Here is a 22013-nt window from a genome sequence, read left to right on the forward strand (position 1 = left end):
GTCAGCCGCCGCGCGCGGTCGACCGGGGCAGATGCAGGCAAATTTCCGCGCGCAGACCGCCGTCCGGCCGGTTCGCCAGCGTCAAATGGCCGCCCTCGACCGCCACCGCTTTCTGCACGATTGCCAGGCCCAGCCCCAGTCCACGCGTATTGCGCTGGCGCGCGTCATCCAGCCGGGAAAAAGGCCGCAACACTTCCTCCAGCCGCTCGCGCGGAATGCCCGGACCGTCATCATCGACGCGGATCAGAACCTCCAGCCCCTTGCGCAGCAGCGAAACGCGGGCGCGATCGCCATAATGGAGCGCGTTCTCGACAAGGTTGCGCACCGCCCGGCGCAAGGACAAGCCGCGCACCTCCATTTCCAGATGATCGGGGCCATCATAGCTGACGTCCTGACCATGGTCCTGAAAGGCATCGACCACCGTTGCGATGCTGACTGCGATGTCGGTGCGCACGACCGGTTCGGGGTCCTTTTCGCCCCCGAGGAACGCGAGCAGCGATTCCAGCATCGCTCCCATCTCCTCCAGGTCGTCGGCCATCGCATCGCGCGTCTCGTCATCCCGCACCCCTTCAAGCCGCAATTGCAGGCGCGCCAAGGGCGTGCGCAAGTCATGCCCAACCGCTGCCAGCGTTTCCGTCCGCTCGTTAATCAGGCGATGCATGCGCGCCTGCATGGCGTTGAACGCGCTGATGAGATTACGCACATCGGCGGTGCCCGCTTCCGGCACGATGACTTCGGACCCAAGGCCAATGCGATGAGTGGCATGCGTCAGGTCGCGCAGCGGTGCCAGCGTCCGGCGAATGAGGACCCATCCGGCAAGCAGCAGCGCCAGCACCGGGATCAGCGCCAGCCCCATGCGCCCAATGGTGAACGCCCATTTTCCACCGCCATGCGGCATGCCGAAATAGAGCCAGCTGCCGTCGGCCAGCCGCAGCCCGCCATTGATTTCGGAATGGCGACCGGGAGTCAGGCGCAACCAGAGCTGCGATCGTTCCAGACTGGGTTCCCAGGCAATGATCTGCCGGCGCATCCGTTCCAGCTCGGGCGACAGTGGCGGCGGAGGCGGCGCAGCGGGCGACCAGTGGACGTCGTAACGATCCGTCGTCAGCTGGATGCCCAGCAGGCGGCGATCCTCCGGCGGCTGTTCGGTCAGCAGCTTGCGCGCGATGACCAGATGTTCCGCCAGGCGTCGCGCTTCGTCGTCCTGGAGATAAAGCTGGCTGGTCCGTTCGTAGATCAGCGTGCCGACGGCAAATTCCAGCAGCACGGTCAGCAGCAGGATCGCAAAGAGCCGTCCCAGCAGCCCGAGCGATCCGCGCATATGGAGTTTCAAGCGCGGCTGACTTCGGCGTTGAACATATAGCCGACGCCGCGAACGGTGGTGATCGGCGCGCCCTTGTCCTGCGTGCTGAGCTTGCGCCGGAGCCGGCTGACCAGCACGTCGATGCTGCGGTCGCTGCTGTCGCCCATGCGGGTGCGCGACAGTTCGATCAGCCGTTCGCGCGCGATGACGCGCTGCGGATGGCTGAGAAAGCTGCACAGAAGGTCGAATTCAGCGCCGGTCAGGTCGACGATCGCCCCGGTCGGGGATCGCAGTTCGCGGCGGGGAAAGTTGACGGCCCAGCCGTCAAAATGCGCCTCGCTTTCGCGATGTTCGTCCGGCCCCCGCTCCACGCCCACGCGGCGCAGGATGGCGCGGATGCGCGCGATCAGTTCGCGGGTGCCAAAGGGCTTGGGCAGATAATCGTCAGCGCCCAGTTCGAGGCCGACGATACGGTCGGTTTCGCTGCCCCGGGCGCTGATGAAGATGATCGGCACGTCGCTCTTGCGCCGGATCTGGCGGCACAGGTCTATGCCGTTGGTGCCCGGCAACATGACGTCCAGCACGACGAGGTCTACCGGCCCGGCGTCGAACGCCACCCACATTTCAGGGCCGGACGAGGCCGGGCGCACCTGATAGCCATGTTCCTGAAGCGCGCGGGCGGTGAGCGTCCGCAGCGGCGGATCGTCCTCGACCAGGATGATCGACGGAGCGGTCATGGATGCGGCTGCTTGGGCAAGGACATGACCGGGAAATAAGCGGCGGCGGATCGGCGGTCAACTGGCCCAAAGGGCAAGCCATGGACGATCATGGCGGCAGCAACAATTTGTCACGTCCCGCACACCGCAAAGACCGGACCCGGCTGACCGGGCCCGGTCTTTTTAGGTTAGAAGGCCGCCGTCAAGGAAAAGACGATCTTGCCACGGGCGATGGAGGACCCATCGGCGTCCTGGAAATTGGGACGCAGATAATTTTCCTCGACGCGCGCGATGTCGGTATCGACATAGGCGACACCGGCGGTCAGCGGCGTGCCGGGAATGGCGACATCAGCACCCACCAGCCAGTCGAGATATTTGCCGGTCGGCGCAATCGACGTGCCATTGGGACCCAGGCCGCTATTGCCCTTCGACCAGCCCAGATGCGCCTTGAGCGTGACCGGCGTATTGGGAAGCGAACCACTCACGTCACCCCAGACGTAGAAATTGTCATTCTTCTTGCCGGGGCGAAAGACCGTGCAGGCCGCATCGCTGCAGACTTTGCCCAAAGCCTGCTGCTTGGGGGCATAGGCGACCCCAACCAAGCCCTTGATCGGCCCGATCTGATGCGACAGCTTCACATAGGGTTCGGCGAAATCGGTGTCGTCGGCGCCCGACGGATACATGTACCAGGTCAGCCCGACGTCAAGCGTCGTGCCTTCGCCCAGCGGCACGGCATATCCTGCAAACAGGTCAAGTTCCATGTTCGCGCCGCCAAAGGTGCCCCATCCCGAAAGGTTGGATGCCCATGTGCCGGCGTAAGCGCCGCTTTCGTGCGAAACCGTGATCCCGCCCTGTACCGCCATGCTCTTGTCGGTCTGCGACACGCCACGGAAGCGATAATCGGAAACCAGGCCGACGCTGCCGGATACGGTGACGGGGCTAGTGGGCTCTTCCTGCGCGAAAGCCGGGGCGCTGGAAAGGAGCGCGAGGGCGGCACAGGCGATCTTGTAATTCATGAACATTCCCCTTTTACGTTGGAATGTTCCGTCCTGCATCCGCCGGCCCGAGGGTCTGTTTGGCGCCCCCGATATCAGCGGATGACGCTTCCCATACGCAATGCTGCTAAAATATTAAACCCATTTTTGCCGCATCTGCGAAAGGAATGGTATCGCTGTTGCGCCGCTGCAACATTTTTAACGGCGCGCTCAACCAAAAAAGTCGCCGCGTTCGGGGAAGAACGCGGCGACCCGGGAGCGTCGCCTGAGGGGGTTCAAGCTCAGGCGGCGAACTGGCGCATCTTGCCGGTGGCGCCGAACAGTTCGACCGGCTCGCCGGCCTTGCGACGACGCTCGACCCATTCGCGCACCATTTCCGCGCAGGTATGGTCGATATGGGCCAGACGTTCGACATTGAGGATGATGAGGCCCGCGGCCGGCAGCGACTCCAGCCTGGCCGAAAGCCTGGGCAGGTTGAGGAAGGTCGCCGTACCGCGCAGGGCGATTTCATGCGCCTCGCCCCGACTTTCCTCTTCGACCTTGAGGCCCAGCTTGCGCGCCTGGGGCAGAAGTTCCAGCAACGACAGGCCGATGCCGACCAGAACGCCGGTGAGCAGGTCGGTGGCCACCACGCAGATCAGCGTCGCGGCCCACACGATGGCCGGCAGCGGGCCATACAGGTGGAAGAGATGCTTCACATGCGCGACGCTGACGAGCCTGACGCCGGTGATGACGAGGATGCCCGCCAGTGCCGCCATCGGAATTTCCCGCAGCAGCCAGGGCAGCAACGCAACGAAGGCCAGGATCCAGATGCCGTGCAAAATGGTCGACAGGCGGGTCTTGGCCCCGGCCTGCACATTGGCGGACGACCGAACGATCACGCCGGTCATCGGCAGTGCGCCGGCAAAACCGCAAAGCAGATTGCCAACGCCCTGCGCGCTCAGTTCCTTGTTATAATTGGTGCGCACGCCATCATGCATGCGGTCCACGGCGGCAGCTGACAGCAATGTTTCGGCGCTGGCGATGAACGCGATGGCGATGGCCGTGGTGATTACGGCGGGGTTGAGCAGCTGCGCCATCAGCCCGGCTTCAGGCGGGGTGATGGCGGAAAGGATCGATTCGGGCACGACGACGCGAGCGACAGGAAGGCCGAGCGCAAAGGCCACCAGCGTCCCCAACACGACGCCGACCAGCGCGCCGGGCACCAGCTTCATCGACGCGGGGCGGAATTTTTCCCACCCGAGCATGCCCAGGATAGTCACAAGACCTACAGCAAAGGCAGTGGCGGCATCCTGATTGGTGAGGCCCAGCAACTGGCCGGGCATCGCCATCAGGTTGGACAGACCGCTCGACAGTGGCTTGTCATCGAACAGGACATGGAACTGGCCAACGACGATGAGAACGCCGATGCCCGCCAGCATGCCATGGACGACAGCCGGCGAAATGGCCCGAAACCAGCCGCCGACGCGCGCCACGCCAGCGATAACCTGAATAGCGCCGGCCAGGATCAGGATCGGGCCGAGCGCGGACAGGCCTTGTTCGCGCACAATTTCGAACACGATGACGGCAAGGCCCGCCGCAGGCCCGCTGACCTGAAGTGGCGACCCGGCAAACAGGCCGACGATGATGCCGCCGATGATACCAGTGATCAGGCCCTTTTCCGGAGGCACGCCCGACGCGACGGCAATGCCCATGCAAAGCGGCATCGCCACCAGGAATACCACGATGGAAGCGGTGAAGTCGCGACTGAACGAGCCGCCGGATAGAGCCTTGAGCATGGGTTACTCCGCGGCTTGCGCGAGGGGTTCGCCGCCGGCGAGGCGACGACCGTGCGGCAGCGCCACAGGCATTTTCTGCCCTTCGCGCAGCGGCATGAAGCGGTTGGTTTCGCCGTCAAGGCCGAGCACCTGGCCGGCATGGATGTCGACATACCAGCCATGCAGCGCGATGTCGCCGCGCGCAATGCCCGACGCGACCGAAGGATGCGTGCGCAGATGGGCGAGTTGGACGATGACATTTTCCAGCGCCATGTTGCGCAGCTTTTCCGCATCGCTAATGTCGCCGGGATAGCTGTCGCGACAGACCTTCTGCGCGGCGTGGCTGTGACGCAGCCAAGCGGCCACATTGGGCATCGACGTCAGATCGGCGTCGGTCGCCAGCGCCTTCATCGCGCCGCAATCGCTATGGCCACAGACGATGATGTCGCGAACACCCAGCACCATCACGGCAAATTCGACAGTGGCGGTAACGCCGCCCAACTGGCTGGCATGGGGCGGGACAATGTTGCCCGCGTTGCGGCAAACGAACAAATCGCCGGGCTGCGCCTGCATGATATGTTCGGGAACGATGCGCGAATCAGCGCAGGAAATCATCAGCGCCTTGGGGCTTTGCCCATGGCTCGCCAGTTGATTGTACAGCGCGCTTTCGTTGGGAAACACATGCGTTTCGAAGCTGAAAACGCGACCGATAAGCTCATTCATGGCGCTATCCTCTTATATTTCATGGGGCCGGCGGGGGACGGACCGGGATAGTGTGCAAAATAAAGACAGGATTTTGCTGCGTCGCAGCGGCTTTGTAAAAAACTGTGTCTGCCCTTTGCAGGTCAGTGCCGCTCGACGCTTGCGGCGAACATGTAGCCGACGCCCCGAACCGTGATGATCGGCGCGGGACGCCCGCCAATGCCGAGTTTGCGCCGCAATCGGCTGACCAGAACGTCGACGCTGCGATCCGAGGATGCGCCATCGCGCACGCCGGCCAGCTCCATCAGGCGCCCGCGCGCGACAACGGTGCGGGGATGATCGAGGAAAATCGAGAGCAATGCGAATTCCGCAGCGGTCAACATAACCGGCTGCCCCCCAGGTTCCGTCACTTCGCGACGGGCAAAATCGATCATCCAGCCGTCGAATGTCGCCTGATTGTGACGACGCAGGCCGCTGGTCCGATCGCCTCCGCGCCGAAGCACCGCGCGCAGGCGTGCCGCCAGTTCGCGTGCGGAATAGGGTTTGGCCATATAATCGTCCGCGCCCAGTTCCAGGCCGACGACGCGGTCCACTTCCGAACTATTGTCCCCGACCAGGATGATGGGAACATGGCTGCGTTCGCGCACGTCACGACACAGATCCAGCCCGTCGGGGCCGCGCAAGGCCGAATCGAGCACGACCGCACGCACCGGCGTGGTCGTCAGCGCGCTGAAAATGTCGTTGGCGGTCAGCGCGGGCAGTACCCGGAAGCCGCTATGTTCCAGATGATCGCGCGTCGCGCTCCGCAAATCCTGCCGGGTTTCGGCGATCAGGATGAGTGGTGAATTCATTCGTCCTGCACGGTCAGTTCGTCCGGCCCTACGGGCATCGATAACAATGAAGGTGGGCCTTACGTGCCGCGAATGTCTGTGTCGTGGGCCAGATGTGACAAAATGTTGCTGCGTTGCAAAAATTATGAAGGCGCCGCAAGCAGGGTAAGCGGTTGCAGCGGGCAACCGCGGACCCGCATCAGATCATCCGTCAGCGCCGCCAGCCACAGGGCATCCCCTGCGGCGCGATGCCGCGGGAGGCCGAGCGAGTCAGCATAAGCGACAGCCGCCGCAATCCGGGCATCATCCGCCCGCTGCTCATCGAACAGCATCGCGATATGGTCTATGACAAAAGGCGTGGGCGCACTCGCGGCCGCCGCGAGTTCGTCAAGCCAATATTGGTCAAGAAGGCTGTCCGCGACGACCCGCCTGCCCTGGACATGATCGACCAGTTCGGCAAACACCAGGGCAGCAGGCAATCCTTCACGAGCGATCCGCTCAAGCGTGAGCCCATGCAAGGCCTCCGCCTCAATCGTCCAGTCCCAACCGGTCCAGCGATCGTGCGGCTGAATCACCCAGCTTCGGTACTGATCGCCCGCAGCCACGCCCACCTCGATCGGAAAAGACCGCCCATGGCGCGGCAGGCAGGATGCTTCGAAATCGATCGTGAGGATGGTCAAGGCACGGCTCCGTCATCAGTGCGCGGCCCGCCCCACCCCAAGCGAAGGGCCGCATCTTGCGGCCCTTTTCCACGTCTCTATGTCAGGCGAAAGTCAGCGGCGCATGCGACAGCGGCAGAAAGTGAGAAATGGCGGCCCGATGGCCGCACGGGACGCAGGTCCTGCTTTCTGCTAGGCGCGGGACAAAAGAGGAAACAGACGCCCATGACCGTGATAGCCGCCTTTCTCTACCGCAATGGTCAGCGCGTGCGCCCCGTGGCAATCGACGAACGGATCAATTGCGCCGCCGACAAGTCCGAATTTGTCTGGATTGGCGTAGCCGACCCCACGGTCGAAGAAATGCAGACGCTGGCGCACACATATAATCTTCATCCGCTGGCGGTGGAGGACGCCATCAAGGCGAACCAACTGCCCAAGGTCGACCTGTATGGCGACCAGCTGTTCGTGGTCGCGCGCACGGCGCATCTGGAGGATGAGACGATCTGTTATGGCGAAACGGCGCTGTTCGTGGGGCATGATCATATCATCAGTGTGCGGCATGGCTCCACGCGGGGCCATGTCATGCTGCGCCAGGAGCTGGAGGCTGTGCCGCAACGGCTGGCGCAGGGCACCGATTATGTGCTGCACGCGATCCTTGACTTCATTGTCGATGGCTATCTGCCGATCATCGAGGGGATAGAGGACGAAGTGCTGACCATGGAACAGCAGATGATCGACCATTTCCTGGGCCGCGATGACGTCACCCGCATCTTCAGCCTGCGCCGCCAATTGATCCGGTTCCAGCGTATATTGGTGCCTATGCAGGAAGTGGCGACCAAGTTCGTCAAGATCGACCTGCCTTGCATCGACGCGGATGCCCGCCCCTATTTCAGCGACGTGCGCGACCATGTCCGCCGCGTGCAGGTGATGGTGGAAGATTTGCGGGAGATATTGAGCAGCGTGTTCGAATCCTCCAACCTGCTGGAACAACAGCGCACCGGCGACATCACGCGCCAGCTTGCGGCCTGGGCCGCGATCCTGGCCGTACCGACCGCGATCGCGGGCATATATGGCATGAATTTCGAGCATATGCCCGAATTGCGCACTCGCTATGGCTATCCCGTCGTGCTGGTCGTGATCGCGTCGCTCTGTACCTTGCTCTATGCGCGGTTCAAGAAATTGAAATGGCTATAAAAGGGCCTCGGCCGTCCGCCATTTAGCCTTGCGTTATTCCCTGTATATGATCCATCGTCCCGCCTGATGATAATCGAGGAGAGCGGGATGCAGAGAATATGGATGACGGGGCTAGCGCTGCTGATAGCTGGCACGCCGATCGCAGCCTCTGCCCTGCCAGCGCAGTGGACCGACGCCACGACCGGCCACCGCATCGTGCGGGTGGATGACCGGCCGGGCAATTATGGCCTTTATTTCAATTACAACCCCTTCACGCCCGATGGCAGGCGGATGGTCTATTTGACGCCGGAAGGCATCCGCGTCGCCAGCGTCAGCGACTGGAGCACGAAGCTGGTGCTGAAGGAAAAGATCGATCGGCTGTTGTTCGTGGGCAATCGCGAGCCGGTCGCTTATTATACCACCAATCCGACGGGCAGGACCGAAAATGAAGGCCCTTCCATCGTCTGGTCCGTCAATCTCGACACCGGGGAGCGGAAGCGCATTGCCGACCTGCCGGGCGGGCGGATCGAATCGATCAACGCGAACGACACGCTTCTTGCCGGTCATGTCGAGCTGGAACCGCCGCCACCCGCCATCGCTCAGCAGGGGCGGCGCGACCCCAGAACCGGGTCGCCGAGCTACAGCGGCACGGGCCCTGATGGTCGTCCCCTCACCTTTGCCCAGGCTAAATCACAGTGGATGGCGGCGCGGCTTGCCGCCGGCGTGCCCATGGAAATCTTCACCATCGACATTCGCACGGGGGAGCGCCGCAGCGTCACCCGATCGAAGGACTGGCTAAACCATGTGCAATTTTCACCCAAGGATCCCGGCTTGCTGATGTATTGTCACGAAGGACCATGGGAAAAGGTGGATCGCATCTGGACCATTCGCACCGATGGCAGCGCAAAGACCAAGGTGCATCAGCGCCGCTTTCAGGGAGAGATCGCCGGGCATGAATATTGGGCGCCGGACGGCCGCACCATCTGGTACGACCTCATACAGCCGCAGGGTGTCCAATGGCTGGCAGGCCATGACGTGGTCAGCGGTGCGCGTCGCTGGCTGCGGATCGGCCCGGGACAGGGCAGTTATCACTATAGTTCGTCGCCCGATGGCGCCAGCTTTTCAGGCGACGGCAATGACCAGGGTAAATATATCAGCCTCTTCCATCCCCGAATGGATGATAGCGCGCGTGCTCGCGAGACGTTGGACGGCGCAGCGCTGATCGCCACGGGCGCGCTGGAAACCGAACGGCTCGCCGACCTGTCGCGACATGACTATACGCTGGAACCCAACCAGCATTTCACGCCCGACGGCAAATGGCTGGTCTACCGCAGCAACATGGAGGGAAGTCCGGCCATTTATGCGGTGGAGGTGGCCAAGCCCCGTTAAGGGATCAAAACCGCGCCTGACCCGTTCGCTCTCGATACGGGCCATTGGGGAAGCGAAATGACCGCCATCGATATCCTTGCCAAACAGCTATGGGGCATGTGGGCGGGCTTTGTCGCGCTGGTCCCCAATATGGTCATCGCGCTCGTCATTCTGGGCATAACCTGGGTGGTATCGCGCCTGGCCCGCCGGATCGTGGATCGCGTCACTGCCAAGGCATCCATACGCGAAAGCCTGAAACAACTGATCCATACCGTCGTGTCGATCGGCGTCTGGGTGGTAGGCCTTGTCATTGCCGCAACGGTCGTGCTGCCCGGTCTGACGCCCGCCAGTCTGGTGGCGGGCCTGGGTGTCGGGACCATTGCGATCGGCTTTGCCTTCCAGGATTTCTTCCAGAATTTCCTGGCCGGCATCCTGATCATGGTCCGCAAGAAGATGCGCATTGGCGACATCATCGAATGCGAAGGAATTATCGGCAGGGTCGAGCATGTGTCGCTGCGTGAAACCCATGTCCGGAAATTGTCGAACGAATTGACCATCGTCCCCAATTCCACCCTGTTCAAGAATCCGGTGGAAATATTGACCGACGGCGCCCAGCGACGGCACGAGATTATCGTCGGCGTATCCTACGACACGGATCTGGAGCAGGCGCGTGACGTCATTCGCGCCGCCATGGAAGGCATAGACGTTATCGACCAGGATCGTCGCATCGATATTTTCGCCCGCGAATTCAACGCCAGTTCGATCGATTTTCTGGTGCGCTGGTGGGCAGGGTCAAAGCCCTACGACATGCACGATAGCCGCGATCGCGTCGTGCGTGCGATCAAGGCTGCGCTGGACGAGGCGGGAATCGAAATCCCATTCCCTTATGTGACCAACATATTCAAAGGGCCCGTCCCGCTGCAAGGCCAGGTTAAAGACGACGTCGCCCAGGCATAAACCCAGGCGACACGCCCATATCGGCATTTGCCGCAGCAGAATGCAGCAGGCCCGGATATCTGACTATCAGTGAGGATTGAGCGTCCGAAAGACGGACTCGAACTCGCCGCGTTGCGCCGCTTCGCTCAAATATTTGACTCGTTCGACATGGATTTCCGGCGGGGTGGGCTGTTGCCGCAGCAGCGCCATGGTTTCAGCGATATAGTCCGCCAGCGGCAGCGCGTTGGGGTTTTCCGCATGGCCGGGCATAAGGTCGGTCTGAACTGCCGGGGGCACGATTTCGATCACCTCGACGTTGCTGTCGTGCAGTTGCGCACGCAGAGACAGGGACCAGCTGTGAATGGCTGCCTTTGTGGCGCTATAGGTCGGGGTCGCCGCAAGAGGGACGAAGGCAAGGCCCGACGATACCGTCAGAATCGCGGACGCAGGCTGGGCTTGCAGATGGGGCAGCAATGCGTGGGCAAGCCGGATCGGACCCAGCAGATTGGTGGCTATAGTCGCTTCCGCTATTTTGAGGTCGATGCGCTCCTCGACCACCATGATGCCCGCATTCAACACCACCGCGTTCAGTCCCGGGAAATCCGCAATCAGTTTTTGCGCGAAGTTGGGAATCGTCGCCGCATCTTCCACGTCCAGCGTCACCGCCGCCATGCCCGGATGATCGGCAACCACGGCATCGAGCGCGGCCTGACGGCGACCGGCGATGATGACCTGATTGCCTGCCTCGTGAAATGCGTGCGCCAAGGCTGCTCCGATGCCCGATCCTCCGCCGGTGATCAGAATTGTGTTCCCTGTAGGTTGCATGACTGGCTCCTTCCGATTGGTGTGAAAACAAATTTAGCGCTATGCTCTCCTTTCGGAAGAGGGCACCGAGAAGTGCGGTAGTCACCGGAAGGTTAGAAATGGCAAAAGCGTTGGAAAATCGATTTAGCGCTGAAAATATTTCCGAAGCGGAGCAGTATCTGGATGCCGTGCCGCCCAGCGATATCGATCCGCGCGTAGAGCGACTCGTCAACGAACTGATCGGCCGGGTCGCCGACAAATGGACGATGCTGATCCTGGAACTGCTCGAAGAAAAAGGCACGTTGCGCTTCACGCAGATCGGACGGCAAGTGGAAGGCATCAGCCAGAAGATGCTGACCCAGACGCTGCGCCAGATGGAACGGGACGGACTGCTCACCCGCACCGTTCACCCGGTGGTGCCGCCGCGCGTCGATTATGCGCTAACGCCGCTCGGCAACAGCCTGAGCGCCGCCTTTTGCGGCGTGTGGGTCTGGGCCGAGCGCAACCTCGAAATAGTGGAAGCCGCGCGCGCCAGGTTCGACGCGCGCGGCTGACGGCCCTATTCGCCGGTCGTCGGCAGCGGCTGGACTTCCAGACGCGGCGGCGCGCTATTGTCCGGCAATGTGCGGGCGGGTGCAGGCGGTCCGACGATCGCACCGGTCGAGGACGGCGGCAAAGGCTGTACGGTCGCAGAGGACGGGACGTTCGCGCCCATATCGCCCGGCAGCGATTGTACGGTCGTAGACGACGATGAGGTGGCGGTGCCTGCGGCATCTCCGGGCGGCGGAGCGTTTGCCTCCAAAGCACTGGAATAGCTTGGCTGCCATCCCGGCGGCGGCGCTTCGCCCGGCGGCTTTGGCGGCGGCGGCAAGGGCGTCGGCGACACGATGACCGTCACGGTCGCGCCGAAACGCGACTGCCATTCCGCCAGGCGGCGCAGATAATCTTCATAAGCGGCGTAAAATTCCTGGAACGGCTTTTCCAGTTCCTCAAGCCATTCCGGAGCCATCAGCAGCAATTGCGACGAGGGCGTGGAAAGCATCTTTGCGCCGACGGCGACGGCAACCGGACAGAAATGCTTGATGACCGGTGGCAAGGCGAAGAAATTATACACCACCGTATTCAGCCGTTCACGCGATCCGATAGCCGCATTGCCATAAGCGACCTTGTAGTTGCGATCGACGGCCGCGTTGGCGGCCTTGAGAACCGGACCATGGACTGCCAATAACTGGTTATACTGGTTGCGCGCGGTCGCGCCATATTTGTCGCAATTGAGTGCCGCGACGTTGAGCGCCATGCGCACATGCCACAGCGCGGTGTTGGACGTGACGCCCCGATTAGCGGTCAGATATTTGCCATCTTCATCCTTGGTCGGGATGGACATGCCTTCAGCGGCATTGTCCGGCGGCACAGGCCGTACGGTCGGCACCACGACAGGAGGAGGCGTAGGCGGCGGCGGTGGCGGCGGTGTCGAACAGGCAGCAAGAACCGCCAGCGAAACCAGGGAAATCCGGCCAGATAGTCGGCGCGAGACGAACATCAAATTCTCCGAGAGGATGATAGGCCGGTCATGCCGGGCAGTGGGCTTGAGGGGAATATGCCCAACACTCGGTTTACCGCAAGGTTTCAGGCGGCTCGCCGCGCCAACGCCTGCGCGGCCTCCTCCATCAGTTGTGCGATGATGGTGGCGACCGGCTCCTCCTTCGTCACCATGCCGACCGATTGACCGGCCATCAGCGAGCCGCCTTCGACATCGCCATCGATCACCGCGCGGCGCAAAGCGCCCGCCCAATAATGTTCGATCTGCAATTGCGCCTCCATCATTTCGATGGTTCCGCCATCAAGCAGATTGGCAACCTCGCGCTGCTTGGCGGTAAAGCTTTCGGTCCCGGCATTTTTAAGTGCGCGGACCGGAATGACCGGCAATCGCGCGTCGATCTGCACGCTCGCCACCGCGTCGCGGGCCGAAGCACGGAAAAAAGCCTTCTTGAAATTGGGGTGGGCGATGCTTTCGGTCGCGCAGGCGAAACGGGTGCCAAGCTGCACCCCGGCCGCGCCCATTTCCAGATAGGCCGCGATCGCTTCGCCCCGGCCGATGCCGCCCGCGACGAAGACCGGCACTTGCTCCGCCATGTGTGGCAGGATTTCCTGCGCCAGCACGCTGGTGGAAACCGGGCCGATATGGCCGCCAGCCTCCATCCCTTCGACCACCAGCGCGTCGACGCCCGAGCGCACCAACTTCTTGGCCAGGCTGAGCGCGGGCGCAAAGCAGATCAGTTTCGCCCCCTTCTGCTTGATCGCCTCAATGCTGCCCTTGGGCGGCAGGCCACCGGCCAGCACGACATGCCCGACCTCATGGCGCGCGCACACGTCGATCAGGTCGAACAGCTGCGGGTGCATGGTGATGAGGTTGACGCCGAAGGGCCGGTCGGTCAGCGCTTTAGTCGCCGCGATCTCCCTTTCCAGAAGTTCCGGCGTCATCGCCCCGCAGGCGATCACGCCAAAGCCGCCGGCGTTGGATATCGCCGCGACCAGATTGCGTTCGCTGACCCAGCTCATCGCGCCGCACAGGATCGCGGTTTCGCACCCTAGAAAATCCGTGCCGCGAGCCATGAGGGAGGCGAGTTTAGCGGTAGTCATGTATATGTACTTCTTGTCGTCATCCCCGCGCAGGCGGGGATCCACCTACCGGCGCTGCGACCGGCGATGGGGTGTGAGATGGATTCCCGCCTTCGCGGGAATGACGCGTTTAGTAAAGAGGGAAGATCAGACCGCCGGTGCATCGAGGCCATAGGCGGTGTGCAGCACACGCACCGCCAGTTCGGTTTCATCCTCGTCGATCAGCACGCTGACCTTGATCTCGCTGGTGGAGATCGCCTCGATATTGATGCCGCGATCGGCCAGCGTCTTGAACATGGTCGCCGCGACGCCCGCATGGCTGCGCATGCCCACGCCCACGACGCTGATCTTGGCGACTTCGGTATCCGTGATGATGCGGCGAAAACCGATCTCTTCCTGGCGCGCTTCCAAAATGTCGACGCTGCGCGCCAGGTCGGCGCGCGGCACGGTGAAGGTCACGTCCGTTTCTTCCGTGTCCTTGCTGTCATTCTGGATGATCATGTCGACGTTGATCGCCGCATCCGCCAACGGCGTGAAGATGCTGGCCACCGCGCCCGGCTTGTCAGGGACGCGCGTGACGATGATCTTCGCCTCATTCTTGTCATGGGCGATGCCGGTGATGAGCTGACGTTCCATCTTCGTTTCCTTGAGCTTGGCTTCCAGGTCTCCGTCGCTCACGATCAGCGTGCCGGGAAGGTCATCCTGGGTGGGTTCATCGAAGGAAGAAAGCACCTGCACGACCACGCCTTCCTTCATGGCGAGGCCGACCGAGCGTGTTTGCAGCACCTTGGCGCCGACCGAGGCCAGTTCGAGCATCTCTTCATAGGTGACGAGGTCGAGCTTGCGGGCGCGTGCAACGATGCGCGGATCGGTGGTATAGACGCCGTCAACGTCGGTGTAGATGTCGCAGCGGTCGGCCTTGATCGCCGCCGCCACGGCGACCGCAGATGTGTCGGATCCGCCGCGTCCCAGCGTGGACACCCGGCCATCGTCCATCATGCCCTGAAAACCCGGGATGACCGCGACCTGCCCCGCCTGCATCGCTGCAACCAGCGTGTCGGTTTCAATCGTTGAAATGCGCGCCTTGGCATGGGCCTCAATCGTGCGGATCGGCAATTGCCAACCCAGCCAGCTGCGCGCGTTTACACCCATCGACTTCAATGTCATGGCCAGCAGACCGCTCGTCACCTGCTCCCCGGATGCGACGACGACGTCATATTCGGCCGGGTCATAAAGGGCAGAGGCTTCCTTGCAAAAACCGACCAGCCGATCGGTTTCGCCAGCCATGGCGGAGACGACGACAGCGACTTCATGCCCTTGTCCCACGACATATTTTACGCGCGCGGCCACGTTGCGAATTCGCTCCATCCCCGCCATGGAGGTGCCGCCGAATTTCATCACGATGCGCGCCATTTCTGTGCCGAACCTTGCCGTTATTATGAAAGAATATGTCCCCAAGGGGCGAAACGGCGCTTCTATTAGCAGCCGCGGTGGATATGGCAAGCAATCCGGAACCATGCGCGCCCATGATGGATGCACCTGTAGAGGTGCTGCACGACGCTCTTGCTGAACCGTCTCTTTGCCCGTGGCATATCGGCTGCTAGAAGCATGGAACCCACCGATGAAGGCACATATGGCTGATAACGCTCAAGCGACGATCGATCCCAAGGAAGCCGCGCATTTCGGCGCTATGGCCGCCGACTGGTGGGACCCGCAGGGGTCGAGCGCGATGCTGCACAAGCTCAACCCGGTGCGGCTGCGCTATATCCGCGCCGCCATCGACCAGCAGTGGCCGGGTCGGGAAAAGGCATTCCGGCCGCTGGAGGGCCGGCGCGCACTGGATGTCGGGTGTGGCGCCGGGTTGCTGACGGAGCCGCTCGCAAGACTGGGCGCATCTGTCACCGGACTGGACGCCGCGCCGGAAAATATCGCTGCCGCGCTCAGCCACGCCGAAAGTCAGGGCCTCACCATAGACTATCGCGCAACCCCGGTGGAAGAAATGGCGGAAGGCGGCTTTGACCTGGTGACGTCGATGGAAGTGATCGAACATGTCGTCGATCCGGCGACCTTCGTGCGCGCGCTGGCAAGCAAAGTCTCGCCTGACGGCCTGCTAATCCTGTCCACGCCCAACCGGACGCCATTGTCGCGTATCGCGATGATCACCGTGGGCGAAAGCATTGGCGGCATTCCCAAAGGCACGCACGACTGGGGCAAATTCCTGACGCCCGAAGAACTCACGGCGTTGCTGGATGCGGCGGGAATGGACGTGATCGACAGCAGCGGGCTCAGTTTCGATCCCGCGCGCGGCTTTTGCCTGTCCGCGAACAAGGCGATCAACTATCTTCTGACCGCGCGGCCCAAGAGCTGATCAGCGCAATCGCTGCGGCCGATAGCGGTCGATTGGCAGGGCGGCAATCGCAGTCGGCAATGGCGATCGCGTGATCAGCGCGTGTCCCAGAAGCGCGGCGGCCGGCGCGGTCTGAATGCCAAAGCCCCCCTGCCCGGCAAACCAGAAGAAGCCCGGCTGCACAGGATCATGGCCATAGATGGGGGCGCGATCGGGCGCAAAGCTGCGCAGCCCCGCCCAGCGATGCTCGATCCGCTCGACCGGCCAATCCACCACGGCTTCAAACCGGGCGACCGCTTCCGCCACCGCCAGTTCCTCCGGGGCGGCATCACAGGGCGGCGATGGCGCTTCGTCATGCGGTGTCAACCAGACGCGCCCCGGCCCTTCCGGCTTGAAATAGAAGCCCGCACGCAGGTCCATGACCAGCGGCAGATCGGCCGACGGCAAAGTGGGAACGCGCAATTGCACCACGGTGCGCCGCAAAGGCGTGATGCCGATAGGTGCGACGCCGCTGCGGCGGGCAATTTCATCGGCCCATGCGCCCGCTGCATTGACCAGCAGGCCACACTGCACGGCGCCCTGGGACGTCTGGATATGCCAGTTGCCTGCACCCCCTTGCGCTGACTCGAGGCGCGCATTCACCCATATCTCCCCGCCTTTCGCGGCGAAGCGACGGAGATAGGCCTGATGCAGCGCCGCCACGTCGATGTCGCGACAGCTTTCCTCCATCACGCCGATGGTCCAGTCCGACCGGAGGCCCGGCACCAACGGCGCCGGATCCACGGGTTCGAGCGTCACGGTTCCCGCGAATCGCTGCAACAAGGCGTCGCGCAGCGGCGCATCGCCGCTACGCCCGACATGCAATGTGCGACGCGGCGAAAGGAACGTGCGATCGTGGAAATCAGGGTCGGGGGAGGCGAGCAGCGGCCCCGAGGCTGTCGTCAGCGGCTGCACCGCCGGGCCCCCATAGGTTTCTTCCCAGAATGCGACCGAACGACCCGTAGCGTGATAGCCCGGCTGTGGTTCCATTTCCAATATCAGGACCGAGGCATCGGCCGCGAGATGCGCGCCCAGACTAGCGCCCGCCATACCGCCGCCCACGATGACGATATCAAAAGTCTTCAACGGGCGGCCTCGTCCAGAAACGCTTCGATCCGGCCAAACGCATCACGCCGCACCGGATCGAGTTCGCGCAGTATCTCGTGCGCGGCCTCGCGACCATAGACATGCAGGCGCGCGTTTGGCAGGCGCGCTGCGACGCGGCGAATGGCCGCGGTCGAAACAAGCTGATCGGCCTGCGCCGCCAGGATCAGGATCGGGCATCGGACGCGCGACAGGTCGTCATCCTGTTGCAACGCATGCGTCGATTCGAGCGCCTGATTGACCCAGGCCCAGCTTGGTGGCCCCAGCGCAATCTCGCGGCTATGGTCGCGCCACCAGATTTCGTCGGCATAGCGTTCGGGGTCATGGGTCAATCGCTTCTGACGAATTCGGCGCTGACGCTCCGATTCCTCCTTTTGCGTCCAGGCGCGCCTGTCCCCCAGCCCCCGCCAGAGCATCATCCGCGCCACGGCGACCGCCAGCCAGCGCGGCATAGGCCCGGTGTGCACCCCCAGCATCGGCGCTGTCAGAATAGCAGCATCGGGCTGCGTCATGCCTTCGCTGAGCGCACGCAGCAGCATATGCCCGCCCATCGAATGTCCCAGCATCGCGGTCGGCCCTTCACCATCCGCACGCCAGTCCCGTGCAAGGTCGCGCAAGTCCGTGATATAATCGGCAAAGTCCGGAATGTGCCCGCACAAAGGATCATCTGTCAGCCGTCCCGACCCGCCCTGCCCGCGCCAGTCGAACGCCGTGACGGCCCAGCCACGCCGCGCCATATGGTCGATCAGTTCAAGATATTTCTCGATCATGTCGCCGCGACCGTTGATGACCAGCAGTCGGCCCCGCGCGCCGTCGCCCAGACGATAGCGGCGGATTGGCCAGCCGTCCCGCGCATGCCAGAAGTCCAGCCGCCCGTTCATCGGCCAGGCGCGCCGGTCGAACGGCTGAGAAGCGGGGAATAGCGGCGAATCCATCGCGCGCATGGTTACGGTTTGGTAAGCCATGCGGTCTAGGGAATAGTGCGCATGTCGGGGCAATATTTCCAGTGGGCGCTGATGATCGCTCTGTGCGCGCTGCTGATCGCCGCGGCGATTACCGACATGCGTTCCAGGATCATTTCCAACCGCCTGAATATGACCGTCGCCTTGCTGGCGCCGCTGTGGTGGCTGGCATGCGGACTGGATGTCTGGCCGGGCATGGCGACGCAGCTGTTACTCGGCGCGATCGTCTTCGTGCTTTTCGCCGCCCTGTTCGCGCTGGGCATGATGGGCGGAGGCGACGTCAAGCTGCTCGGCGCACTGGCATTGTGGTTTCCCTGGCAGGTGCTGATGGCGCTGGTCATGCTGATGGCAGTGCTGGGAGGAGCGGTGACGCTGGTCGTCCTGATCCACCACCGAATCGCTAAAAAAGCCGGACAACCCGAGATTCCTTATGGTGTCGCCATCTCGCTCGCCGCTCTGTGGGTGATTGGCGAACGATATCTTAACCAATTTGCGTGATGAGTGGGGCAATGGGGGCATGGCACCCGCTCGAGGGAGGCGTTTTTCGTCATGGATGCTAAGAAGATCGTGCTGCTTGTTGGCGCGCTGATCATAGCCGTTACAACAGCGCTGCTCGCGCGCAACATGCTAAGTTCGTCGAGCACGCCATCTGTTAATGCCGCCAATATGCCGGTCGAGGCTGACCAGCCGCATGTGCTGGTGGCCGTCAAGGCGTTGCCGGTCGGGACCATCCTCGATGCGGAAAGCTTCCGCTTCCAGCCCTGGCCCAAGGATCTTGTCGAGCAGGCCTATTATCTGCGCGGTCAGGCCGATCCGGCCAGACTGGCGGGCAGCGTCATCCGCACTGCCATCACGGCGGGGCAGCCGCTGACGCAAGGCTCTCTCGTGAAGCCCGGCGATCGCGGCTTCCTGGCGGCCGCACTGGCGCCGGGCATGCGCGCCGTGACGGTGCCCGTGTCGGCCCAGACGTCCGTTGCCGGCTTCGTCTTTCCGGGCGACCGCATCGACCTGGTCCTGACGCAAAGCGTCGCGGGCGGCGGCGATGGCGAACCGCTCAAGGTGTCGGAAACCATCTTGCGCAACCTGCGCGTGCTGGCGACCGATCAGCGGATGGATGCGCTTGGCCCCGATGGAAAGCCCGTCGTCCAGACCTATTCCAACGTCACCTTGGAAGTGACGCCCAAGATTGCCGAAAAGATCGCGGTGGCGCAGACCGTCGGATCACTGTCGATGTCGCTGCGGTCGATGGCGGACACGCCGTCTGACCTCGACGCCGCCATTGCCGGCGCTGACGTCGACCTGCCCGAAGGCGCAAGCCCGGCGGCGGAAAAGGCGATCCTCGCCAAGCTCGCCGCGCGACCGGTCGACCGGGGCAGCACTTATTCCACCGGAGCGGACGTGTCGCGCTACCAGCGCAGCTCGGTCCCGGCCAAGGCAGAGGCCCCTGTGCCGCCCGCCATGGCCGCCAACGGCGCGCCGGTCGGCACTGTCGCCTTCAAGGGGCCGACGATCCGGGTGGCGCGCGGCACCACTGTGACCGAAGTTCCGGTCGGGGGGAAGTAAGATGAAGCCTATGCACAAGCTTGCCGGTCCCGCGATTGCGATCGGCCTGGCGGTCGCCTGCGCGGCCGTACCCACCAGCGCGCTCAATGCCGCGACCTCCAGCATGCAGGACAATGCAATCCTGCTGTCCGTGGGCGGCAGCCGCGTCATCAACTTGCCGGCCAAGATGTCGGACGTTGTGATCGCCGACCCCGAAGTGGTCGACGTCCATGTCCGCTCGCAGAACCAGCTGTACCTGATTGCCAAGAAGGCGGGCGAAACCACGGTCTTCGCTACCGCGCCCAACGGCAAGGTGCTGTTTTCAGGCACGGTCCGGGTCGGCAACAATATCACCAGCATCGACGACATGCTGCGCATCGCCATGCCGGGCGCGAATATCGCCGTAAACACGATGAACGGCATGGTGCTGCTCACCGGCACGATCCAGGCGCCGGAGGATGCCGCCGAGGTCGAACGGCTGACCCAGGCCTTTGTCGGAAAGGATGTGACGGTCGTCAGCCGCCTGCGCATGGCGACGCCCCTGCAGGTCATGCTTCAGGTCAAGATCGCCGAAGTCGCCAAGGATGTCGGCCACAAGATCGGCACTAATTTCGCGAGCGTCGATCGAAGCGGCGGCAAAGTTGCCGGCAATGTCGGCGGCGGTTTGCGGGACTTTGCGCAATATAATGCCGACACTAACAGCTGGGATTTCACCAATCCTATCGATGGCGGCTATAGCCTGGGTGGCGTCGCCCGCATCCTGGGCATGGACATTGCCGGGGCGCTGGACCTTGCCGAATCGAGCGGGCTTGCTTCCACGCTGGCGCAGCCCAACCTGACCGCATTGTCGGGCGAAACCGCCAGCTTCCTGGCGGGCGGCGAATATCCCTACACCGTTTCCAACGGGCTTCAGGGCAACAGCATCGAATTCAAGCAATATGGTGTGCAGCTGGCCTTCACGCCCACCGTGTTGGCCGATGGCCGCATTTCGCTGCGCGTCCGGCCAACGGTGTCCAGCCTCGACTTCTCGATCAACGCCAATGTGCCTGCGCTCAAGAGCCGCACCGCCGAAACGACGGTGGAACTGGGTTCGGGTCAGGCCTTCATGATCGCGGGCCTGCTGAACAATGAGGCATCGAACAACGTCAACAAGGTCCCGGGCCTTGGCAACCTGCCGATCCTGGGCAGCCTGTTCAAGTCGCGCCAGTTCCAACGCAATGAAACCGAGCTGGTCATCGTCGTCACCCCCTATCTGGTGAAGCCGATGAATGCGTCGGACGTGCGCCTGCCCACGGATGGCTTCCGCAACGCCGATCTGGGCGAGGGCCTGTTCCTGCAACGCAGCCATAGCGGCACAAGCGGCGCGCGCCGCCCGATGCCCAGCCGCGCGCCCGGCGCTCCGATGCCGACACCCGGCCCGGAAGCATCGGCCGCATCGCCGCCGGTCGTCGCCCGCAAGGATGGCGATGCCGCTCCCGGCTTCAGTTTCTGACGGAAGGACCAAGGAAATGACCTCTCTGTCCCTCAAGACCCTGAGTGCTCTGGCCATGCTGGCCTTGCCTCTGGCGGCCTGCACGTCCGACAGCCCCAATCGTGGCGTCGAATCGGTGCATCAGCCGGTTGTGAGCCACGCCGCCTACACATTCGACGTGATGGCGGGGTCCGGCGACACGCTGCCGCCGGCCGAAGCCGCGCGCCTCAACGACTGGTTCGTGTCGATCGGCCTTGGCTATGGCGATCAGGTCGCCATTGTGAATGACGGCTATTATGGCCCCGCGCTGCGCGAAGGCATCGCCAATGTCGTGGCGCGTCACGGCCTGCTGGTCGGTGAGGACAGCTCGGCGATCGCCGGCGCTGCGCCACAGGGCAGCATCCGCCTGATCGTGCGCCGCGCCACCGCCAGCGTGCCGGGTTGCCCGGACTGGAGCGCCAAGCAGGAAAGCGAAATGACGCTGGGCACCTCGTCCAATTTCGGCTGCGGCGTGAACAGCAACCTGGCCGCCATGGTCGCCAATCCGGAAGATCTGGTGCGCGGCCAGTCGAGCGACAGCGATCTGCGCACCGCGACGTCCAACCGCGCCATTTCCACCTATCGGGAAAAGGCGCCCACCGGCGCGGGTGATCTCAAGCAGCTTCAGGCGGGAGGCCAGCAATAAC

The 22013-nt window shown here is 63.1% G+C and carries 22 protein-coding genes; 9 read left to right on the plus strand and 13 right to left on the minus strand.

Annotation, left to right across the window (positions count from 1 at the left end):
- Position 1 precedes the first annotated feature (1 nt).
- The 7 genes from SKA58_RS10810 to SKA58_RS10840 form a co-directional block, all read right to left on the minus strand.
- The gene (locus SKA58_RS10810; protein WP_009822463.1) at positions 2 to 1321 is read right to left on the minus strand and encodes an ATP-binding protein; all 1320 of its coding nucleotides are present in this window, start codon (positions 1319 to 1321) and stop codon (positions 2 to 4) included.
- A gap of 8 nt (positions 1322 to 1329) precedes the next feature.
- Positions 1330 to 2040 (minus strand): response regulator, encoded by a 711-nt coding sequence (locus SKA58_RS10815; RefSeq protein ID WP_009822464.1) that lies wholly within the window; start codon positions 2038 to 2040, stop codon positions 1330 to 1332.
- A 167-nt stretch (positions 2041 to 2207) separates the two neighbouring features.
- Positions 2208 to 3041: a TorF family putative porin gene (locus tag SKA58_RS10820; RefSeq protein ID WP_009822466.1), complete on the minus strand. Its 834-nt coding sequence runs from the start codon at positions 3039 to 3041 to the stop codon at positions 2208 to 2210.
- A gap of 254 nt (positions 3042 to 3295) precedes the next feature.
- A complete protein-coding gene (locus SKA58_RS10825; RefSeq protein WP_009822467.1) occupies positions 3296 to 4792 on the minus strand; it encodes a SulP family inorganic anion transporter in 1497 nt (498 codons plus the stop codon).
- Positions 4793 to 4795: 3 nt separating this feature from the next.
- The gene (locus tag SKA58_RS10830; protein ID WP_009822468.1) at positions 4796 to 5494 is read right to left on the minus strand and encodes a carbonic anhydrase; all 699 of its coding nucleotides are present in this window, start codon (positions 5492 to 5494) and stop codon (positions 4796 to 4798) included.
- A gap of 122 nt (positions 5495 to 5616) precedes the next feature.
- Positions 5617 to 6324: a winged helix-turn-helix domain-containing protein gene (locus tag SKA58_RS10835; RefSeq protein ID WP_009822469.1), complete on the minus strand. Its 708-nt coding sequence runs from the start codon at positions 6322 to 6324 to the stop codon at positions 5617 to 5619.
- A gap of 122 nt (positions 6325 to 6446) precedes the next feature.
- Positions 6447 to 6983, minus strand: a complete 537-nt coding sequence (locus SKA58_RS10840) for a hypothetical protein (protein ID WP_009822470.1) — start codon at positions 6981 to 6983, stop codon at positions 6447 to 6449.
- Between the two features lie 204 nt (positions 6984 to 7187).
- Here SKA58_RS10840 and SKA58_RS10845 point away from each other — a divergent pair, with 204 nt between their 5' ends.
- The 3 genes from SKA58_RS10845 (at position 7188) to SKA58_RS10855 (ending at position 10460) form a co-directional block, all read left to right on the plus strand.
- On the plus strand, positions 7188 to 8156 hold the full coding sequence (locus SKA58_RS10845) for a magnesium and cobalt transport protein CorA (protein ID WP_009822471.1): 969 nt from the start codon (positions 7188 to 7190) through the stop codon (positions 8154 to 8156).
- Between the two features lie 102 nt (positions 8157 to 8258).
- A complete protein-coding gene (locus SKA58_RS10850) occupies positions 8259 to 9524 on the plus strand; it encodes an oligogalacturonate lyase family protein (RefSeq protein ID WP_037542986.1) in 1266 nt (421 codons plus the stop codon).
- A gap of 57 nt (positions 9525 to 9581) precedes the next feature.
- Complete coding sequence (locus SKA58_RS10855) at positions 9582 to 10460, plus strand: mechanosensitive ion channel family protein (protein ID WP_009822473.1); 879 nt, start codon at positions 9582 to 9584, stop codon at positions 10458 to 10460.
- Positions 10461 to 10526: 66 nt separating this feature from the next.
- Here SKA58_RS10855 and SKA58_RS10860 read toward each other — a convergent pair whose 3' ends face one another.
- A complete protein-coding gene (locus SKA58_RS10860) occupies positions 10527 to 11264 on the minus strand; it encodes an SDR family oxidoreductase (RefSeq protein WP_009822474.1) in 738 nt (245 codons plus the stop codon).
- Between the two features lie 98 nt (positions 11265 to 11362).
- On the opposite strand from SKA58_RS10860, the gene SKA58_RS10865 reads away from it, so the two are divergent.
- Positions 11363 to 11797 (plus strand): winged helix-turn-helix transcriptional regulator, encoded by a 435-nt coding sequence (locus tag SKA58_RS10865; protein ID WP_009822475.1) that lies wholly within the window; start codon positions 11363 to 11365, stop codon positions 11795 to 11797.
- Positions 11798 to 11802: 5 nt separating this feature from the next.
- On the opposite strand, the gene SKA58_RS19160 is transcribed toward SKA58_RS10865, so the two are convergent.
- From SKA58_RS19160 to SKA58_RS10880, 3 genes are all read right to left on the minus strand, one after another.
- Entirely contained in the window at positions 11803 to 12783 is a 981-nt protein-coding gene (locus SKA58_RS19160; RefSeq protein ID WP_228225929.1) for a hypothetical protein, read from the minus strand.
- An 86-nt stretch (positions 12784 to 12869) separates the two neighbouring features.
- Positions 12870 to 13883 (minus strand): NAD(P)H-dependent flavin oxidoreductase, encoded by a 1014-nt coding sequence (locus tag SKA58_RS10875; RefSeq protein ID WP_037543438.1) that lies wholly within the window; start codon positions 13881 to 13883, stop codon positions 12870 to 12872.
- A gap of 126 nt (positions 13884 to 14009) precedes the next feature.
- Positions 14010 to 15275 carry an aspartate kinase gene (locus SKA58_RS10880; protein ID WP_009822478.1) on the minus strand — a complete coding sequence of 422 codons (1266 nt, stop codon included), beginning with the start codon at positions 15273 to 15275 and terminating at the stop codon, positions 14010 to 14012.
- A 220-nt stretch (positions 15276 to 15495) separates the two neighbouring features.
- On the opposite strand from SKA58_RS10880, the gene ubiG reads away from it, so the two are divergent.
- Positions 15496 to 16230 carry a bifunctional 2-polyprenyl-6-hydroxyphenol methylase/3-demethylubiquinol 3-O-methyltransferase UbiG gene (gene ubiG, locus SKA58_RS10885; RefSeq protein WP_037543439.1) on the plus strand — a complete coding sequence of 245 codons (735 nt, stop codon included), beginning with the start codon at positions 15496 to 15498 and terminating at the stop codon, positions 16228 to 16230.
- Here ubiG and SKA58_RS10890 read toward each other — a convergent pair whose 3' ends face one another.
- On the minus strand, positions 16231 to 17334 hold the full coding sequence (locus tag SKA58_RS10890; RefSeq protein WP_009822480.1) for an NAD(P)/FAD-dependent oxidoreductase: 1104 nt from the start codon (positions 17332 to 17334) through the stop codon (positions 16231 to 16233).
- Positions 17331 to 18296, minus strand: a complete 966-nt coding sequence (locus tag SKA58_RS10895) for an alpha/beta fold hydrolase (protein ID WP_009822481.1) — start codon at positions 18294 to 18296, stop codon at positions 17331 to 17333. Before SKA58_RS10895 ends, SKA58_RS10890 begins: the two co-directional genes overlap by 4 nt.
- 42 nt (positions 18297 to 18338) lie before the next feature.
- Here SKA58_RS10895 and SKA58_RS10900 point away from each other — a divergent pair, with 42 nt between their 5' ends.
- The 4 genes from SKA58_RS10900 to SKA58_RS10915 are packed head-to-tail and all read left to right on the plus strand — an operon-like array spanning position 18339 to position 22012.
- Positions 18339 to 18812 (plus strand): A24 family peptidase, encoded by a 474-nt coding sequence (locus SKA58_RS10900; RefSeq protein WP_009822482.1) that lies wholly within the window; start codon positions 18339 to 18341, stop codon positions 18810 to 18812.
- Positions 18813 to 18863: 51 nt separating this feature from the next.
- Entirely contained in the window at positions 18864 to 19877 is a 1014-nt protein-coding gene (cpaB, locus tag SKA58_RS10905; protein ID WP_009822483.1) for a Flp pilus assembly protein CpaB, read from the plus strand.
- Positions 19878 to 19887: 10 nt separating this feature from the next.
- Positions 19888 to 21348 carry a type II and III secretion system protein family protein gene (locus SKA58_RS10910; RefSeq protein ID WP_009822484.1) on the plus strand — a complete coding sequence of 487 codons (1461 nt, stop codon included), beginning with the start codon at positions 19888 to 19890 and terminating at the stop codon, positions 21346 to 21348.
- A gap of 16 nt (positions 21349 to 21364) precedes the next feature.
- Positions 21365 to 22012 (plus strand): CpaD family pilus assembly protein, encoded by a 648-nt coding sequence (locus SKA58_RS10915; RefSeq protein ID WP_009822485.1) that lies wholly within the window; start codon positions 21365 to 21367, stop codon positions 22010 to 22012.
- The last annotated feature ends 1 nt before the right edge of the window (position 22013 follow it).

Origin of the sequence: Sphingomonas sp. SKA58 (genome assembly GCF_000153545.1) — a bacterium.
Lineage (GTDB): Bacteria > Pseudomonadota > Alphaproteobacteria > Sphingomonadales > Sphingomonadaceae > Sphingobium > Sphingobium soli.

Coding starts and splice junctions, on each gene's coding strand:
- SKA58_RS10835 (WP_009822469.1), bottom strand. CDS start 6,324: ATGAATTCACCACTCATCCTGATCGCCGAAACCCGGCAGGATTTGCGG.
- SKA58_RS10845 (WP_009822471.1), top strand. CDS start 7,188: ATGACCGTGATAGCCGCCTTTCTCTACCGCAATGGTCAGCGCGTGCGC.
- SKA58_RS19160 (WP_228225929.1), bottom strand. CDS start 12,783: ATGTTCGTCTCGCGCCGACTATCTGGCCGGATTTCCCTGGTTTCGCTG.
- SKA58_RS10810 (WP_009822463.1), bottom strand. CDS start 1,321: ATGCGCGGATCGCTCGGGCTGCTGGGACGGCTCTTTGCGATCCTGCTG.
- SKA58_RS10910 (WP_009822484.1), top strand. CDS start 19,888: ATGCACAAGCTTGCCGGTCCCGCGATTGCGATCGGCCTGGCGGTCGCC.
- SKA58_RS10915 (WP_009822485.1), top strand. CDS start 21,365: ATGACCTCTCTGTCCCTCAAGACCCTGAGTGCTCTGGCCATGCTGGCC.
- SKA58_RS10900 (WP_009822482.1), top strand. CDS start 18,339: ATGTCGGGGCAATATTTCCAGTGGGCGCTGATGATCGCTCTGTGCGCG.
- SKA58_RS10855 (WP_009822473.1), top strand. CDS start 9,582: ATGACCGCCATCGATATCCTTGCCAAACAGCTATGGGGCATGTGGGCG.
- ubiG (WP_037543439.1), top strand. CDS start 15,496: ATGGCTGATAACGCTCAAGCGACGATCGATCCCAAGGAAGCCGCGCAT.
- SKA58_RS10860 (WP_009822474.1), bottom strand. CDS start 11,264: ATGCAACCTACAGGGAACACAATTCTGATCACCGGCGGAGGATCGGGC.
- cpaB (WP_009822483.1), top strand. CDS start 18,864: ATGGATGCTAAGAAGATCGTGCTGCTTGTTGGCGCGCTGATCATAGCC.
- SKA58_RS10815 (WP_009822464.1), bottom strand. CDS start 2,040: ATGACCGCTCCGTCGATCATCCTGGTCGAGGACGATCCGCCGCTGCGG.
- SKA58_RS10830 (WP_009822468.1), bottom strand. CDS start 5,494: ATGAATGAGCTTATCGGTCGCGTTTTCAGCTTCGAAACGCATGTGTTT.
- SKA58_RS10850 (WP_037542986.1), top strand. CDS start 8,259: ATGACGGGGCTAGCGCTGCTGATAGCTGGCACGCCGATCGCAGCCTCT.
- SKA58_RS10875 (WP_037543438.1), bottom strand. CDS start 13,883: ATGACTACCGCTAAACTCGCCTCCCTCATGGCTCGCGGCACGGATTTT.
- SKA58_RS10820 (WP_009822466.1), bottom strand. CDS start 3,041: ATGTTCATGAATTACAAGATCGCCTGTGCCGCCCTCGCGCTCCTTTCC.
- SKA58_RS10865 (WP_009822475.1), top strand. CDS start 11,363: ATGGCAAAAGCGTTGGAAAATCGATTTAGCGCTGAAAATATTTCCGAA.
- SKA58_RS10880 (WP_009822478.1), bottom strand. CDS start 15,275: ATGGCGCGCATCGTGATGAAATTCGGCGGCACCTCCATGGCGGGGATG.
- SKA58_RS10825 (WP_009822467.1), bottom strand. CDS start 4,792: ATGCTCAAGGCTCTATCCGGCGGCTCGTTCAGTCGCGACTTCACCGCT.
- SKA58_RS10895 (WP_009822481.1), bottom strand. CDS start 18,296: ATGCGCGCGATGGATTCGCCGCTATTCCCCGCTTCTCAGCCGTTCGAC.